Below are 17,254 nucleotides of genomic sequence, written 5' to 3'. Positions count from 1 at the left end.
CGTGCGAGCAGCCCACGCACCGCCTCGACCGGAACCGCCCGCAAGGGCCGCAAGACCCTGAGGGGACGGAGCGGTCAGGCGGCTGCCGGTCTGACGGAGGTCGGTCGGATCAGGCGGCTTGGCGACCCTTGCCGGTGAGCCCGGCACACGCCGCCCGGTCTTGCTGCGGCAGACGGTGGCTCAGGCGGGCGATCGCCGCTTTGGCCTGGTCGTGATAGCGAACGACCACGAGCAGCGACCGGTACAGCGGCAGGGCCGTCTCGACGTCACCGAGCACCACGCTCAGCTGGGCGGCCGCGAAGGCCGCCTCGTGACAAGCCGGGTTCACCGTCAGCGCGTACTTGAACGAACTCAGGGCTTCGCTGCGCTCGCCCAGCGAGAGCTGGGCCTTGCCGAGCTGGTAGATGACCTGCGCGTCTTCTCCTTCCGCGAGCAACACTTCCCCCCAGGCCGCCGCCGCCACGCGCCAGTCACCCTGGCACTCGGCAATCTGGGCGCGCAGGCGCTGGGCCTTAGGAAAGCTGGGCTGGATCTTCAGAATCAGCTCCAGCTGGGCCTTGGCCCGCTCGACTTCCTCGGTGCGCAGGCAGATCAGGGCCATGTAATAGCGAGCCAGCACGGCCTTGCGGTCCAGCAGCACGGCCTGGGTCAGCGCTTGCATGGCGGCCTCATTCTGCCCCAGTTCGGCCATCAGGGCGCCGCGCCGCAGGTGCACTTCCGCGTTCTTCGGGGCCAATTCCAGCGCCCGTTCCAGCAGCTTGCTGGCTTCCGGCTTGCGATCGAGGGCCTGCAGCAGCTCGCAGCGCAGCAGGAGCAAGGAGACGTTCTTGCGTTCGACCCGCAAGGCCTCTTTCAACACGTGCTCCGCTTCGCCGAAGCGCGCACAGGCCTTCAGGGTGTCGACCAAGGCCAGCAGCACCACCTGGTCCGCCGGATTTGCCTCGTGGCACGCGCGCAAGGGGGCCAGGGCCTCGCCCCATTGGCCCGCCGCGTGGTCGGCCAGGGCTTGCTCACGGGGCGAGCGCGGGGCCGGTTCGCCAGTCACCTGACGCAACATCGTTTGGAGGTATTGGGTCAGCAAGGCTTGAAAGGCTCCAATCGGGGCGACACCAGGAATGTCGTGCTCTGGCCAGGATTGCGCGCCTTATTTAATAAAGAATTTACATGCGATTCATCTCGACTCAACACGTCTCCGCTGAGCCCGCCGGTCCCCTCGCTTGCCGAGGGCTCGACGGTGGGTGGGCGACCGGGGGCGCTGATCAGGCCTGCCCCCGGCCCGCGGACCCACCTTCCAGTCCCAGCATTTATTTTCCTATATTTAACCTTATAATAAACAATATATAATGTCGAAGCGACGCTTGTCTGTCGATAATCAGGTATGAACACCAGACGTATTCACGCGTTCAGACGTCTCGTTGCCCGCTTGGGGCTGGTCTTCATGGCGGCCCTGGCTGGTTGCGGGTACCCGGGTGCGACCCAGCCTTCGCGCTCTCTGGGGGAGGGCGGCCGCAGTCAGCCTCGGCCGGCGCCTGCGTCGCCTGTGCCGTCGCAAGCCCCCCTCGCACCGCGGGAGCCGCGCTCACCGCTGTTGCCGGATGGCCGCGTGGAACGTCTGCTGGCCGAGGTCAAACAGGTGCGCGACTTCGCCCGCAGTTCGTCGCTGCGGACGCAGCTGACGTGCATCAAGGACGACGGCACGGTGTCGCGTGCGAAGTCGATCTACAAGTTCGAAAAGCCCAGCCGGGTGTTTCTCAACATCACGGAATCCACCAACGAGAACGTGGCCGGGACGCGGCTGCTCTGGACCGGTGGCGCGGAGGTGCAGGTGCGCACCCGCTTCATTGGCGTCTGGGTGACGCTGCCGCTGTCGGTGGAAGACGAGCGCATCAAGGATGACCGTGGCTACAGCCTCGCTCAGACCTCGATTCCCAAGATCTACGACACCTTGCTGCATCCAGCCGCTCGCCTGGCCTTGCGCGGCGAGACCACCGTGGCGGGGCGCCCGGCGGATGTCCTGGACGTGGTCTCTCCGCTCAGCCTGGCACCGACCACGCGAGAGGTCTTCGCGATCGATCGGCAGACCCGCACGCCGGTCTTGCGCGAGATGTATCGTGGCGATCGCCTGATTTACCGCATGCAAGTCGACCACATCACGCTGAATGCCCCCCTGACGGCAGCCGACTTTTCCCTGGAGTGAACCGGCCCGCCCGTTGGCACCGCTCACAGGGGCCGAGCCGGCGCCACGCCCGGCTCAGCGGCGCGCGCCGTCGTACAGGAAACGCAGCGCCTTGGGCAGGCGGCGGGCCCAGTTGCGTTCATTGTGCGCGCCCCGGCGGTCGGGCCGCCACATCAGCTGCACCCCCGGCTCCAGGCCTCGGGCCACCAGCTGTTCGGCCATCCGACGGGCATCCCTGAGCGCCTGTCCGCCCATTTCTCGCCCGCCTGCGTCCAGATAGAGGCGCATCTCGGCCGTCCAGCGTGCCTGGTAGGCCAGCTGGGCCATGCCCGCACGGTTTACCCACAGCGAGGGGGACATCACCAGGGCCCGGCCGAAGACGTCCGGATGCTTGAACTGGGCGTACAGGGCGGCCAGGCCTCCCAGGGAGGCGCCCCCGATCAGGGTGTCACCAGGCCCTTCGAGCCCGCGCAGTTCGCTTTGAATGAGGGGGCGCAGCTCCCGCAGGAGCCAATCGAGCAGGGCCTCGAAACGACCTTCCTGCCCCCGTCCCAGCCGCCAGGGAGACAGATCCTCGGTGCGGTGGGCCCCGCCGTGATGGATGCCGACCACGATGGGGGTGAGCTTGCCGGCCGCGGCGCGGGCGTCCAGCAGGTGGTGCAGGTGCCACCCGCCGGCAAAACTTCCGGCATCACCGAACAGGTTCTGACCATCGAACAGATAGGCCACCGGATAACGTCGCGTCGGAGCGTCGTGGTAACCGGGCGGCAGGTACAGCGTGCAGCGGCGCTCGCCGCGCAGTCCTCGCACGGCCAAGGGGCGGGTGAGGTGGAGCTGGCCAGGGAGCACGGGGAGGCAGCGGGCGGGCATCACCCCAGATGGTAACGGCTGCATTCGCAGGCGTCGAACCGATGAATTGGTGGGGCTTGCCGGGATGCGAACGGCCGGGTGCGCGGCTGTCATTGTGTTTGAGTCTATGAAAACCCGCCGAGGGCGCGTTGACGCGTGTTTCCCCGGGCGCATGATGGGAACACCGCGTCGAATGGCGCGCTCAAGCGGAGGAGCGACCCGCCCGTGCTGCCTCGTAGTGCATGGCACGGGCCTGTGAAAGGGCAGGGGTGACCATGAACAAGCGCCTGGTCGGGTTGGGAGTGATCGTGGGGCTGCTGAGCGGGTGTGGCGGAAGCCAAGCACCGGTCTTGGCCCCGAATGAATCTGGTTATGGGCTGCAGCAACTGGGGCCGCTGGATGGCCCGATCGGCTGCGGAGGCTCTCGTTGGGGCGAGCCGCGACCGGCCGTTCACGGCCCGCTGGTGGGCTGTGGAGGATGCCCGCCGTTCGCCGGTCCGGCCTGGCCTCCGGCGCCGCCTTCCCCGGAGAGTCCGGCGCCGGTGCCGACGGCGACGCCGGTGGTAGAGGTCCCGACGCCGGCTCCGACGGAAGCACCGGTGGTGGAGGTTCCGACGCCGGCTCCGACAGAGGCACCGGTGGTGGAGGTCCCGACGCCAGCGCCGACTGAGGCACCGGTGGTGGAAGAGCCGACGCCGGCTCCGACAGAGGCACCGGTGGTGGAGGTCCCGACGCCGGCTCCGACGGAAGCACCGGTGGTGGAGGTCCCAACGCCGGCCCCGACGGAAGCGCCGGTGGTGGAGGTTCCGACGCCGGCCCCGACGGAAGCACCGGTGGTAGAGGTCCCAACGCCGGCCCCCACGGAAGCCCCGGTGGTGGAAGAGCCGACGCCGGCTCCGACGGAAGCACCGGTGGTGGAAGAGCCGACGCCGGCCCCGACGGAGGCCCCGGTGGTGGAACTGCCTCCCACCCTGTAGCCCTCTCGACGCTCCCGAGGCGGCGCGTTATGCTGACGTCCATGTCGACGATCGCCGCATTGGCCCGCCTCGGGGCCCTGGTTGGCTGTTTGCTGGGCCTGAATGCCTGCCACTTGCTCGGCCAGATCGGGCAGATGGCTGAGGCCGAGGCCAATTTTCGCAATGACCTGATGCGCACCAACCTGCGCACCGTCGCGCTGGCCCTCTCGATGTATGCGCGCGACCATCGGGGACTCTACCCGGCCGATGAGGGCTGGCTTCAAGAACTGAGCAGCAGCTATTACCTGCCCAATCAGCGCCTGCCGGCCAATCCCTGGTCCATCATGGGAGAGCACACCCAGGCCAACGCGCTCGGGCGGGCCACGCTGCCGGAAATTGGCGTGGGCGAGTTTCAGCTGCCCTTGCCTGGTCAGGCCCTGGGCAAGGGAGCCCGACCCGCCTCTCAGCTTTACGAGCCCACGACCTTCGGGGCGATTCTCTATGATGCGTCGCCCGACCGTCGCCGCTGCGTCATCTACGCGGTGGGGCAGCAGGGGGAACAGGCGGTCCTGGTCGATGCCTTTCTGCGGGGGGCCCGTTGACCATTCGCCGGCCGGCCCTGGTCGTGTGTGCGGCCGCCGACCTGCCGGACGATGTGCTCGGGCATCTGACGGCGCAAGAACGACAGCAGTATGATGCCTTTGCTTTCCCCAAGCGGCGGGACGAGTGGCTGCTCGGGCGCTGGGCGGCCAAGCGGGCGGCGGTGAAGGCCTGGGGCGAAGGGGCCTCCCCGGGGGCCTTCGAGGTGCAGGTGAGCGAGCACGGGGCCCCCTGTTTGCATCACCCGGCAGGCGAGGCGCTGCCGGCCCGCCTCTCGATTTCCCACAGCCATGGCCTGGCCACGGCGGTGGTGGCCGCTGAATGGGTCGGCATTGACCTGGAGGTGCAGCGACCCATGCCGTCCGGGGCCTGGCGTTTTTTCCTGACGGAGGCCGAGCGGGACTGGCTGGCTGGCGCGCCCTGGGGGCCCCACAGTGAACTGGTCGCCTGGGCGCTCAAGGAGGCCGCTTACAAGGCCCTGCAGGGCAGCTCCCGCTCCCTGGTGCCGCTGAAGCTGACGCCGCACGCCCGCCCGGGCTGGGCGGCTCTCGCCCATGCTGGTCAGTCGCTGCTGGGACGCTGGCAATGGGTCGACCAGGTGTGCCTGGCCCTGGTGGTGGCCGGGGAGGCGCCGGCCTGGTTCGCGGACCTGCCGCTCAGCTTTGACCAGAAACCGCTCTTGCGTCGCAAGATTTGAGCCTTTTCGGTCGAAGGGATCACATATCGTGAGCCCTGGCTGCCGGGTATACTGAGGGCAGACACGGCCACCACGGAGGGCTGCAACGATGCATCGTGTCATCCCGTTTGGGATCGTGTACCTGCCGATCCTGACCGCCCTGCTCGGGCTTTGCTGGGGCGGCGCTTGGACCTGGGCCACCTTCGGGGTGGTCTTCGTGCTCTTGCCGTTGCTCGACTTGCTGGGGGGTCAGGAATTGCGCAACCCCGAGGCGGGCGACTTCACGCCCGGCGAGCGCTGGGCCTTCAAGCTCGTGACCTGGCTGATCACGCCCCTGCTGGTGGGACTGACCCTGGCGGGCGCCTGGGTCGTCTCGCATCGCTCGTTCGCCAGCTGGGAGCTGGCTGGCGTGGTCGTGAGCCTGGGCGTGGCCTCCGGGGGCCTGGGCATCACGGTGGCGCATGAACTGATTCACAAGACCCGAGCCTTTGACCGCTTTCTGGGACAGGTTCTGCTGCTGAACGCCTGTTACATGCACTTCTACGTGGAACACCTGATCGGGCACCACTCCCGGGTGGCCACGCCGGAGGACCCCGCCTCGGCGCGCTTCGGCGAGTCGCTGTACGCCTTCTTGCCGCGCACGCTGTGGGGCAGCCTGCGCAGCGTCTGGCATCTGGAAGCGGCCCGCCTCGGGCGACAGGGTTTGCCCGCTCATCACCCGCGCAACCGCACGTACCTCTATGTGCTGCTGCCGTTGGCGGTGGCCGGGGTTCTGACCCTGCTGTGGGGCCCGATGGCCGGTGGGCTCTTCCTGGCGCAGGGGGTGCTGGCTTTCTTGCTGCTCGAGATCGTCAACTACGTGGAGCATTATGGCCTGGCCCGCGAAGCCCTGCCAGGCGGCCGTTATGAGCGGGTCACTCATCACCATTCCTGGTCCTGCGCCAATCGCTTCAGCAACTGGATGACCTTGCAGTTGCAACGCCACGCCGACCATCACACCCATCCGGTCCGTCCCTATGAGGAACTTCGCTTCGACCCGGAGACGCCCACCTTGCCGACGGGCTACCCGGGAATGATCTGGCTGGCCACCGTGCCGCCGGTCTGGCGCCGGGTGATGGACCCCCGCGTGGAGGCGGTCCGGGCACGGGTGAACGCGTCGGCCAGGTGACACCCGCCTGTCTGTTTTTTTTCCGCGCAACCGTAGCCATCCCGGCATGATGGTGTTACGCTAGTCGCAGCTATGTTCGTGCTGCACGGCACCTGGCTGCCTCACGCTCGGTTTTTTGTGTGGGCTGAGGGCCCCCTGCCCTCGGAATCCCAGCCCGGCGTGTCCCGTTCCCAAAACGGTCAGGCGGCTTTCCATCCCCGTTTGCTCTCCTTACCCCGGCTGGAAGAAGCCGGGCTGGTCGGCGTTTGCAGCGAGGCGACGGCCACCCTGCCCGCCCTCGATGGTGAGCCGCTGGCGCCTCCTCACGCGGGGTTCGGGCCCGACTTCAACGGCGGCAAGATTGAATCCACCCCCTGGCGCTTGCGGGGCCTCGAACTTGAGCCGCTGGATGCCCTGCTGACCCTGGCGGGCCTCACCCCCAGCGAAGAGATGCAACTCGGCGATGATTGGCGCTACTGGGTGCGTGTGGCGCAACTGGCGCTCGAATTGATGGGCCGTGAGCGCTTCATGCCGGCGCTGTCCCTGACGGGGGATGCGCCCCGAGCCTACTGGCGCATTATCACCAGCGAACGCCAGGATGCCGAACGCCTGGGGGCGCTGGCGCTCGCCATGCCACCGGCCTGTCGCGCCCTGACGCAACCGCCGCCTGAAGCCAGGGCGCTGCTGCTCTCCGCCATCGACGCGATGGTGGACGCCGCGGCGCGCCAGTGGGCGCCGGATGTCGGTCCTCACCCCTTGAACGGCACGTCCACGGCTGGTCAGCGCTGGTTCGGCGCCTTGCTGGCGGCGGGTGACAACGTCTTTTCGGCCGAGCCGATCGAGGTGGTTCAACTCGCCCAGAATCTCAGCACCTGGACCAAGCCCCTGATGCCGCCCCCTGAAGCCCCCTTCCGGACCTGTTTCCGGCTGGAGGCCCCGCCGGAAGGGGCGCCCGACCAGACGCCCTGGCGCCTGGAATTTGCCCTGCAGGCCAGTGACGACCCCAGCTTGCTGATTCCAGCCCAACAGGTCTGGCGCGGAACAGGGGCCGAGGTCGGTTTTCTGGCTCGTCGCTTCGAGCGCCCGCAGGAGCGTCTGCTGGAAGACCTGGGCCGGGCCGGCAAGATCTTTCCGCCGGTGCAGCGCGGCCTCCTGAGTGCCACGCCAGAAGCGGTCGAACTCACCACCAAGGAAGCCTACGACTTTCTGCGCGTGGCCATGCCTCAGCTCGAGGAAGCCGGCTATGGCGTGCTGATCCCGTCCTGGTGGCGCAAGGGCCACACGCGCCTGGGCGTCAAGGTGACGCTCCGCGAGACGGCCGATTTCCAGCCGGGCAAGATGGGCCAGCAGGCGCTGATCGACTACGACTGGAGCCTGGCGCTCGGTGACGAGACGCTGACCCGCGAAGATTTCGAACGCCTCGTTCAGATGAAGATGCCGCTGCTGAAGGTGCGGGGCAAGTGGGTGGAACTCGACCCCGCGGCGATCGAGGATGCCCTGCGTTTCTTCGATGCCCAGCGTCAGGGTCAGATGAATGTGCTGGATGCGGTCAAGCTGGCCAGTCATCCGGAGGGCCACGCCGCCGGCTTGCCGATCGTGTCGGTGCAGGCGGAAGGCGAGATGGGGGAATTCCTCGGCAACTTCGGTCCTGGCGACTGGCTGGCTGGACTGGGGGCGCCCGAGACCTTCCGGGGGACCCTGCGACCCTATCAGGAGCGCGGTTATGCCTGGCTCGCCTCGATGCGCAAGTGGTGCCTGGGGGCCTGTCTGGCCGACGACATGGGCCTGGGCAAAACGATCCAGGTGCTGGCCTTGTTGCTGAAGTCCAAGGCCGAAGCCGAAGCCGTGCATGGGCCGCGTTCGCGTGCCAATGCCAAAGGTCAGCCCGCGCCCTGGTTGCTCATCTGCCCGACCTCGCTGGTCGGCAACTGGCGCCGCGAGGCCGAACATTTCGCGCCGAATCTGCGGGTGTTGATCCACCATGGGGCCGGACGCACCAAGGGGGATACGTTCGCGGCCGCCGTGCAGGGGTACGATCTGGTCATCTCGACCTATACCTTGCTGTTCCGTGACGAGGAGCATCTGGCCGGGGTCCCCTGGACCGGCGCCATCTTTGACGAAGCGCAGAACATCAAGAACGCCAATTCGAAGCAGGCGCAGGCGGCTCGTCGCTTGCCCGCAGACTGGCGGGTGGCCCTCACCGGTACGCCGGTCGAGAACCATCTGGCGGACCTGTGGAGCATCCTGGAAACCCTCAACCCCGGCTACCTGGGGACCCAGGCCGCCTTCCGCTCGCAGTTCGCCCTGCCGATCGAGCGCTTCAAGGACGAACAGGCGGGCACGACCTTGCGTCAGATTGTGAAGCCTTTCATCCTGCGCCGGCTCAAGACCGACCCCACGATCATTCAGGACCTGCCGGAGAAGAACGAGCAGAAGGTCTACTGCCCCCTGACCAAGGAGCAGGCCTCGCTTTACCAGGCCGTGGTCTCCGAGATGGTCGGCAAGATCGACGACAGCAGCGGCATCACGCGCAAGGGGCTGGTGCTGGCCTCCCTGACCAAACTGAAACAGGTCGTGGATCATCCGGCGCTGTTCATGGGCGATCGCGCTGCCGCCCTGGAGAGCCGCAGCGGCAAGCTGACGCGCCTGACCGAGATGCTCGAAGAGGTCATCGAGGTGGGCGATCGCGCCCTGATCTTCTCCCAGTTCGCCGAGATGGGCCACTTGCTGGTCGCCCACCTGAGCAAGACCTTCGGTCGCGAGATACCGTTCCTGCATGGCGGGGTGGCCGCCACGGCCCGCGAAAAGATGGTTCGTGACTTCCAGGACCGTCCGGATGCGGCGCCCGTGCTGGTGCTGTCGCTCAAGGCCGGCGGCGTGGGGCTCAACCTGACGCGCGCGAATCACGTCTTCCATTTCGACCGCTGGTGGAATCCGGCCGTGGAAAATCAGGCGACCGACCGGGCCTTCCGCATCGGTCAGACGCGCAACGTGATGGTGCACAAGTTCGTTTGTCTGGGCACCTTGGAAGAGAAGATCGACCAGATGTTGGAAGACAAGAAGGCCCTCAGCTCCCTGGTGGTGGGCGAGGGCGAGGGCTGGCTGACGGAACTGTCGACCGACCAGTTGCGGGACATCCTGGCGCTTCGCGATGAGGCGATTGCGGTCGACTGACCGGGTTCGAACGGGAACGGCAACCTCGTCAAGGGGGGCTTTCGAGATGCAGGGACGCCCGAATGGCTGATTTTGAGGGTGGGGACGAAGGGGCTTCACAGGGGGGCGCGGAGGCTGCCCGTCGGCGGCGCCGGCGGTCGCGTCGTGGTCGCACCAAGGGCGAGCCCAGCTTGGAAACGGTGCTGGCTGATACGGCCCGGGCCGCGCAGACGCGCGGGCCCTCTGCCGGCGCGGAGGTGGCGCCGGGCGGGGCCCGTCCGGGCAAGAAGAAACGCCCCCCGCACGACCAGCCCCCCTCGCGCCATCCCGGCGGCTCACTCAAGCGTCAGAATGGGCGCACGCGCCGCGTCCGCCCACCCGGACGGGAAAGCGAAGACCTGTCACCGCGTCGTGCCGATGCCGGCTATGCGCGGGCGGCCGAGAACTGGTGGGCCGATCGCTGGCTCAGCGTGCTGTATCGCTTCGGTTGGAAGGGACGCCTGGCCAACGGGCGGATGTACGCGGACGAAGGGCGGGTGTCGCGGTTCCAGGTCGAGCGGGGGCGGGTCAAGGCAGCCGTGCAGGGCACCCGGACCCAGCCCTATGACGTCACGATCCAGATCCGGCCCCTGCCCGACAGCGACTGGGAGCTGATCGTCGACATTCTCAGCTGCCAGGCGCTCTTCACGGCGCAGTTGCTGGCCGGGGAGATGCCCCGCGACATCGAAGAGGTGTTCGAAGCGGCCTATGCACCGCTGTTTCCGCGCACCAAGGAGGACATCAAGGCGCATTGCACCTGTCCGGATTGGGCCAACCCCTGCAAGCACATCGCAGCAGCCTATTACGTGCTGGCCGATACCTTCGACAAGGATCCGTTCTTGCTGTTCCACCTGCGAGGGCGCAGCCGCGAGGAACTGATCGGGCTGTTGCGCGCGGCCCGGGCGGCCGAGGCGCAGGCCGGCACCATGACGGTGGAGACCCTCGATGCTGGCTCGCTGGAACCGTTCCGCTTCTGGCAGGCGGGCGAGGAGCTGAACGGCGTGGCGATTCACATCGGTCAGCCGCCCTTCCCGGGCGCGACCGCGAAACGCCTGGGCCGGCCCCCGTTCTGGCGATCGCCGGCCGACCCGATCACCCGCCTGTCGGAGGTCTATGAAGCCATCGCGCAACGCGCCCGCGAGGTGGCCCTGAACGATGTGATCGTGCTCGAACGGGGGCGCTGAGCGCCCCCGACGGCGCTGTCAGGCCCGGAATGGAAGCGCTCCCTGGCGCGGGTCGCGCCGCTGGAAGGATGGATCGGATGCAAAGCTTGTCGCTGTTCGTGCCCCAGTTGTTCCTGGAGGACCTGGAGGCTGAGGGGAACTCCCCGCAGACCGCTCGCATGAAACTCAACGAGCGGAAGAAGGATGTTCGGCGCATCGAGGGGGCGCTGGAAGGGCTGGGCGTGCCCTTCAAGCACGAAAAAGTAGGCACCTCCGCGACCCTGACGGACGCGGAGGCGGAGTCATTGCGGGCCTTGCTGCCACCCGCTTTGCCGTCGCGCTGCGGGCTGGAATTGAATCCGCTGGCCTGATTACGGGGTGTCGGGCGCGTCGGGATCGTCGCTCGGCGGGTCGTCGTCGCCTGAGGCCGGGGGTTCGTTCGCGGGCGGATCAACCGGCTCCGCGCCCTGACCCAGCGTCGCCGCGAAGGCGTCCTCGAATTCGGAGAGGGTCAGACTGCCGTTCTGGTTCTTGTCGCCGCTCGCCAGCACCACCGGGCTTTTGGCCAGTTCGGAGGCTTCCAGCAGGCGATCGCCATTCAGATCGAGCGCAGCGAAGGTCTTGCCCACCTCGTGGCGAAAGACCGTGACAGCCGCCTTCATGACGGGCGGAGCCGTGAACTCGCGGAACCGGATCTTGCCGTCCTTGTTCAGGTCGAGCGAGTCGAACAGCGCCTTGGCGGCCTTGAGCGTTTCATTGGGGGCGAACTGCGGCGGGTTCGGCAGGGCCGGCATCATCTCTTGAATCGTCAGATAGCCGTTCTCGTCCTTGTCCGCTGACTTGAAGGCGGCCAGGTACATGGCCCGCACGCCCTTGGTGGCCCCTGCCAGCGACTGACTGCGCACCATTCCCACGCGTGTCGAGGCGGAGGAGGAATATGGCTGAAGCCCGCAACCCGTCAGAGTCACCAGGGTGATAAAGGCCGTGATTGCCTGCAGTTTCACGAAGAACCCTCCATCGATGCGCCTACCTGCCCGGCTTGTGCAGGGCTGTTCGACTCATATCCGGGGCGCAGGCCCGATCCTGACCCGGAAGTGACTAAGCCTTGGTATAGAAAAGATTAAAAAAGATTTAATTTTTATGACCTCCGGGTGGACGGCCGTTGGGGCCTGTCGCGCTCTCCGTGCAACCGGCGGGCCCGGATCGGTCCTGCGTCGACGGGCCCCGGACGGCCTGCTAGCATGGAGGCGACCTATGTCACAACTCAACCTGCTGGCCACGCATGCCGGCGTCAACCCCCTCCTGGCCAACCTGAATGCCGAGCAGCGAGTGGCCGTCACCGAACTGGACGGTCCCGTGCTGGTGGTGGCCGCGCCTGGCTCCGGCAAGACCACCGTGCTGACCAACCGCGTGGCCTACATGCTGGAACAGGGCATCGCGCCGGATGCGATCCTGGCGGTCACCTTTACCAAGAAGGCCGCCACCGAGATGGCGGAGCGGGTCTCCAAGGCGGTGGGTAGCAAGGCGATCGCCGAGCGTCTGACGATCGGCACCTTCCACTCGATCTGCCTGCGCCTGCTGGATGGCCATTACGACAAGCTCGGCTATGCCACGGCCAAGGCGCCGGCCCTGGTCACGCCTGCGGTGCAGCGCACCATCTTCGAGCTGATCGCGCGCGAGCAGAGCTTTGCCGACATCAAGTTCGACCAGCTGGCCATGTTCATCTCCCGCGCCAAGTGCACCCTGGTGAGCGCCGAGGCCATCAAGCGCCATTCGTCCGACCCAGACGAGGTGCGCTATGCGCACCTGTACGGTGCCTATCAGAAGCGGCTGGTGCGCCAGAATCTGATGGACTTCGATGATCAGATCGGCCTGGCGGTGCGTCTGCTCGAAACGGATGCGACCGTGGCAGCCGCTCTGCAAGCGCGCTACACCCACGTGCTGGTCGACGAGTACCAGGACACCAACCGCGCGCAGTACGAGTTGCTCAAGCTGCTGGCCGGCGCCCGACGCAACCTGTTTGCCGTCGGCGACGACGCGCAGGGCATCTACGGCTTCCGCGCGGCCGACCTGAACAACATTCTGAACTTTCAGCGCGACTACCCCGGCACCCGGCAGCTGTTTCTGGAAACCAATTACCGTTCGACGCCCCAGATCGTGTCGCTGGCCAATTCCCTGATCGCGCACAATGCGGGGCGCATCGAAAAGACCATCAAGGCGGCGCGCCCTGCCGGGCGCGACAGCGTGAACATCGCCCAGTACGCTGACAACTTCGCGGAGGCGGAGGCGGTGGCGGAGCGGATCGCTGAACACATCCGCGGGGGCGTGATTCCCGACGAAATTGCCATTCTGATTCGCACCCACGCGCAGGGCATGCCGCTGCTGGATGCGCTGGCCCAGCGGGAGATTCCCTTCACGGTCAAGAAGAGCAGCAGCTTCTACGAGCAGGCCGAGGTGGCCGAAACGCTTTCGTACCTGCGCCTCTCGATGCGCAGCCGGCACGCGCTGGCGGACCTGGCCATGGAGCGTCTGCTGATCAAGCTGGGGCTGACCAAGGATGCCCTGGCGATGATCAAGGTCGAGGCCGAACGTCAGCAGACCGATTTCGTCTCGGCCTGTCACCAGGTAGACGCCATTCCGCTGCCGACGTTGGCGCAGAAAGGCCTGATCAAGCACGTGCTGGCGATGATTCACGGCTGGCAGCGCTTTGAGGGCTCCGTGGCGGAACTGTATCACCAGATCATCTCGCAGACGCAGTACAAGGCCAAGCTGGAGAAAGGCAAGGGCCAGGGAGATGCCCAGCGTCTCGATTGCCTGGCCGCCATGCACGCCCAGATCAAGCGCTGGGAGCCCAAGAATGTGCGCGAGCTGTTCAGCCGGATCGAGACGGCGACGCAACCTCCCAAGGGGAACCGCCGGACGGGCGCGGTGCAGATCATGACCGTCCACGCCAGCAAAGGCCTCGAATGGGATGCGGTCTTTGTGGTCGGGGTGGAGGAAGGCGTCTTGCCCTATCAGACGGCCCTCGACGACGGGGACCTGTCCGAAGAGCGGCGTCTTTGCTATGTGGCGATCACGCGAGCGCGCCGCTACCTGCACCTCAGCTACGGGCGCGAGCGCCAGCGTTTTGGCAACGCCAAGGACGTCAGCCCCTCGCGCTTCCTCAACGAGATGCAAACGCCGATATCGGGTTGAATTCTGGTTAAATTACACCAGATTAACGCAACTCGCCGGGACGCCCAGGCGATAGCAACGGGGTGCCCCCTCCTGCGAGGAGCTCCCGATGACCAGCGTTCCCGTTCAAGCCCAGCGCCCCCTCACGCCCGCCGCCACTGGCGTGGCGGAACGCGCCAAGCGCCTGGCCGGGTTGTCGGGCGTCGCGATGACGCGCGATCAGTTCGTCAGCGAGGTCAAGGCCGGGGTGGTGTTCTCGGCGCCGCTCGAGGGCATCTTCGCGAGCCAGAAGCTGCGCAACGGCGAGATCAAGGCCAACGAGTACGTCGGGCGGGTGGTCGCCAACACGCTCAGCGTGGCGGCCTGGACCGCGGGGGGGGCGCTGGCCGCCACCGCCTTGGCCCCGCTCGGTTTGCCTGCCTTCGTGGTCGGCGCGGCGGGGTTTGCCGCGGGCATGGTGGCCACCGATCTCTGGGACCGGACCTTCGGCACGGCGATCGTCAACAGTGCCAAGGAGAAATTGACGGACGCGCAGGCCCGCCCTGCCGCCGAGGCCTTCGTCAACTACGTGGCCAACCCGCTCCACGATTATGTTTGGAAACCGGTTTCCGGCTTTGTCGGCCAGCACAAGGTCCTCAGCGGCGTGATGGTGGGACTGGCCGCGTTGCGCTTTCCTGGTGCCGCCAAGGGCGTGAGCAAGGAAGTCGGCAAGATGGCCCTGGGGACGGCGGCCGCCATGGGGGTGCAAATCGGCCTGACGGATCGGGTGATGGCACCGGCAGCCCATCGCGAATAAGCGGGCGGGGCCCGTGGGCACGCCGGGCTGACCCTTCCACACCCCTGAATAGTGGGTCCAGGCCTGATCAGCCGGGAACCAAATAACCTGAATTTAATCACCCATGTGATCCCCTGCGGGGTATGGTATCCCTTGGACCCGGGAGTGCTTGTTCGCTGTCCGGGGGGCGGAACCGCCGCAGGGGTGGCAATCGCCTGCGAGGTGGGACGCGCAACGCGCGGTTCGCATCAAGGAGGGCATCGGTGATGAAGACAAGTATGCGGAGTGCGAGCAGCCTGCTTTCGCTGACCCTGGCGCTCGCGGTGGTGGCGGGGTGTCAGACCCCCTCGACCTCGGGGGCCGGCGAGAACAGCGGCCGCCTGGCCGGGGGCAAGGTGGGGGCGGCGGGTGACGCTCCAGCCGCCGCCCCCAATCAGGACCCGACGAAACCTTACCCGTTGGGCGGCGCCGACAAGCCGGTGCCGGTGCTGGATGACGAAGGGTTGGCCGCGGTCGACAAGGCCAAGGCCGTGCGCGTGTCTGCCAAGGAGGGGGGCAAGTATGTCTCGGAGGACGGCACCCTGACGGCCGTCATTCCTCCCAATGCCCTGTCTCAGGACACCTTCGTCAAGTTCGCCCGGCTCGATACGTCCACTCAGAAAAACACCAACCAGGTGCTGGCCGGCATCCGGTTCCAGATGGACATCGGGGACGCTTACCTGCAACCGGGGCACAACCTGATGGTCTCGGCCAAGGCCGACGATCGACTGGTGTCCGAGTTGAAGGCGATGTATGACGACTTCAGCCCCGAACGCTACAACCTCTCCACCGACGACAAGGGCAACTGGTTGGTGACCATGCCGATCAAAGGCCCGGACACCAAGCCAATGGACCTGTCCCAGCCTCACGTGGATCCCTACAAGGATTTCCGCGGCGGCGTCATGTCGGAGGGCATCTCTCCGATTCCGGCCGGCAAGGGGGGTAACTTCAAGAAGAACAGCCGCATCGAGGCTTTCTGCGACTACCGCCCCCTGCCTCCGCCGCAGCCGATGGGGGACGTGATCGCCGATGTGGTCTGGGAGTCGGATGACCCGGCCCTCGATGGCAAACCTGCCTACGATGCCGATCCCAAGTATGGCGTGGTCGTGCAGTTCGGCAACGCCACGACCGTGACGGTTCAGGCGACCACTGAGGTCTGGGTCCGTGAGGATGTGCCGCCGGTGCCTGAAGTGCCCGAGGTCTCGCACTGGGAAACGGTCAAGTCGGCCGACGTGGATGGCATGCGGACCCAAGAGGGGCGGCTGGTGCCGTACTCGAGCACGGACTGGACCTGGTCCCTGATGCAGAAGCACGATAATGAGTGCCTCTGGAAGCCTTTGCCGACCCCCACGCCGACGCCCACGCCGACGCCGACGCCCACCCCCACGCCTGACACGACGGCCTCCGACACGGTGGCCTCCGACACGGGTGCAGGCAGTGGCGGCGGCAATGGCGGGGGCAACGGGGGCACCAACGGTGCCACCCAGCAGAACTACAAGCTGGCCCAGGCCAATGCGAACAGTCCCTGCTGGGATGCGCTCAAAACCGACCTGACGGGCAAGACCTTCGTGCGCATGAGCTCCGCAGGCGATGAACTGCAGGTCAAGATCATCGACCAGGCCTATCAGCCTGCCAAGCCCGCAAGCTTTGTTGACCGCTTGATCACCAACTGGATCGCGCCGCCACAGTCGGATAGCGGAACGGTGTGGCGGAACGCCTATGTGCCCAGTGGCGAGAATCGCGGGGGCTGGGTGGGTGGCGGCGTGGTCGGCAATAGCAACTTCGTGGCGCGTGACGGCTATGTCGGGTCCGGTTGCCATTGCTCCTACGTGCAGGTCTGGGACAAAATTGTCGACAACACGGCCGAGCAGCCCACCAACGCACAGGGCCGGTCCGTCAACCGGGCACGTAGAACCTACACCATCTCGGCTCAGGCGCGCACCTATGCGCCGAACCCCACCCCGGCTCGGTACGTGGGGGCGGGCATCGGCACGGCGGGCACCACCTACATCAACACCACCGGCAACAACTTCATCAAGAGCCTGACGGCCAGCGGGCAAAGCTTGAGTCGAATCTTGATCCCGCGCTACAGCCCCTTCTTCGAACTCAACCTGAAGGCGCCGAACGGCATGAAGATTGACGATGAGGTGGTGGTCACCTACAGCATCGAAGGGGTGTCTGGGGAGATCGTCAAGACCTTCAATGGCAGCGGGTCTCAGAACTGGCAACAGCGCTGGTACATCCGGATGCCGGACAACGAACCCCACCGCGTCAAGATCAAGGATGTGAGAACGCAGGACCTTTCCTTGTACGGTCGGCAGGATTCACTGGACGCAGCCAACGCCAACCTGATCATGCAACGCAACGGTCGTTACCTGGACCTGACCATCGACATGGCCCCGGCAGCCGCGAAGTAGCGGTTGCCTTCCTCAGCCCCCGCCGCATTGCGGTCGGGGGCTTTTTCACGCCTGCGTGCGGTGAATCCACGCCCGTGGCGTTTGAGGGCT

General features: G+C 66.6%; 14 protein-coding genes. 11 read left to right on the top strand and 3 right to left on the bottom strand.

Going from position 1 to position 17,254, the window contains the following annotated elements; translation table 11 throughout:
- Nucleotides 1-109 precede the first annotated feature (109 nt).
- A complete protein-coding gene (locus VKP62_01880) occupies nt 110-1,081 on the bottom strand; it encodes a tetratricopeptide repeat protein (GenBank protein ID MEB3195928.1) in 972 nt (323 codons plus the stop codon).
- Between the two features lie 522 nt (nt 1,082-1,603).
- Between VKP62_01880 and VKP62_01875 the strand changes: the two genes are divergently transcribed.
- Entirely contained in the window at nt 1,604-2,197 is a 594-nt protein-coding gene (locus tag VKP62_01875) for a hypothetical protein (GenBank protein ID MEB3195927.1), read from the top strand.
- Nucleotides 2,198-2,251: 54 nt separating this feature from the next.
- Here the strand turns inward: VKP62_01875 and VKP62_01870 are convergent, their stop codons facing one another.
- Entirely contained in the window at nt 2,252-3,046 is a 795-nt protein-coding gene (locus VKP62_01870; GenBank protein MEB3195926.1) for an alpha/beta hydrolase-fold protein, read from the bottom strand.
- Nucleotides 3,047-3,300: 254 nt separating this feature from the next.
- Between VKP62_01870 and VKP62_01865 the strand changes: the two genes are divergently transcribed.
- The 7 genes from VKP62_01865 (at nt 3,301) to VKP62_01835 (ending at nt 11,130) form a co-directional block, all read left to right on the top strand.
- Nucleotides 3,301-4,002: a hypothetical protein gene (locus VKP62_01865; GenBank protein MEB3195925.1), complete on the top strand. Its 702-nt coding sequence runs from the start codon at nt 3,301-3,303 to the stop codon at nt 4,000-4,002.
- A gap of 29 nt (nt 4,003-4,031) precedes the next feature.
- Nucleotides 4,032-4,583 carry a hypothetical protein gene (locus VKP62_01860; GenBank protein MEB3195924.1) on the top strand — a complete coding sequence of 184 codons (552 nt, stop codon included), beginning with the start codon at nt 4,032-4,034 and terminating at the stop codon, nt 4,581-4,583.
- Nucleotides 4,580-5,278 carry a 4'-phosphopantetheinyl transferase superfamily protein gene (locus VKP62_01855; protein MEB3195923.1) on the top strand — a complete coding sequence of 233 codons (699 nt, stop codon included), beginning with the start codon at nt 4,580-4,582 and terminating at the stop codon, nt 5,276-5,278. The genes VKP62_01860 and VKP62_01855 overlap by 4 nt, the downstream gene beginning before the upstream one ends.
- An 88-nt stretch (nt 5,279-5,366) precedes the next feature.
- On the top strand, nt 5,367-6,425 hold the full coding sequence (locus tag VKP62_01850) for an alkane 1-monooxygenase (GenBank protein MEB3195922.1): 1,059 nt from the start codon (nt 5,367-5,369) through the stop codon (nt 6,423-6,425).
- Between the two features lie 159 nt (nt 6,426-6,584).
- Nucleotides 6,585-9,578, top strand: a complete 2,994-nt coding sequence (locus VKP62_01845) for a DEAD/DEAH box helicase (GenBank protein MEB3195921.1) — start codon at nt 6,585-6,587, stop codon at nt 9,576-9,578.
- A 62-nt stretch (nt 9,579-9,640) separates the two neighbouring features.
- Entirely contained in the window at nt 9,641-10,780 is a 1,140-nt protein-coding gene (locus VKP62_01840) for an SWIM zinc finger family protein (protein ID MEB3195920.1), read from the top strand.
- Nucleotides 10,781-10,857: 77 nt separating this feature from the next.
- Nucleotides 10,858-11,130, top strand: a complete 273-nt coding sequence (locus VKP62_01835) for a hypothetical protein (protein MEB3195919.1) — start codon at nt 10,858-10,860, stop codon at nt 11,128-11,130.
- Here VKP62_01835 and VKP62_01830 read toward each other — a convergent pair whose 3' ends face one another.
- A complete protein-coding gene (locus VKP62_01830) occupies nt 11,131-11,763 on the bottom strand; it encodes an EF-hand domain-containing protein (protein MEB3195918.1) in 633 nt (210 codons plus the stop codon).
- Between the two features lie 250 nt (nt 11,764-12,013).
- On the opposite strand from VKP62_01830, the gene VKP62_01825 reads away from it, so the two are divergent.
- The 3 genes from VKP62_01825 (at nt 12,014) to VKP62_01815 (ending at nt 17,164) form a co-directional block, all read left to right on the top strand.
- Nucleotides 12,014-13,954 (top strand): ATP-dependent helicase, encoded by a 1,941-nt coding sequence (locus VKP62_01825; protein ID MEB3195917.1) that lies wholly within the window; start codon nt 12,014-12,016, stop codon nt 13,952-13,954.
- An 88-nt stretch (nt 13,955-14,042) separates the two neighbouring features.
- The gene (locus VKP62_01820) at nt 14,043-14,729 is read left to right on the top strand and encodes a hypothetical protein (protein MEB3195916.1); all 687 of its coding nucleotides are present in this window, start codon (nt 14,043-14,045) and stop codon (nt 14,727-14,729) included.
- 242 nt (nt 14,730-14,971) lie between these two features.
- The gene (locus VKP62_01815) at nt 14,972-17,164 is read left to right on the top strand and encodes a hypothetical protein (GenBank protein ID MEB3195915.1); all 2,193 of its coding nucleotides are present in this window, start codon (nt 14,972-14,974) and stop codon (nt 17,162-17,164) included.
- Nucleotides 17,165-17,254: the final 90 nt, after the last annotated feature.

Source organism: Candidatus Sericytochromatia bacterium (genome assembly GCA_035285325.1).
GTDB lineage: Bacteria > Cyanobacteriota > Sericytochromatia > S15B-MN24 > JAQBPE01 > JAYKJB01.
The sequence above is the reverse complement of the archived record's forward strand: the minus strand, read 5'-3'. Positions and strand labels throughout refer to the sequence as shown.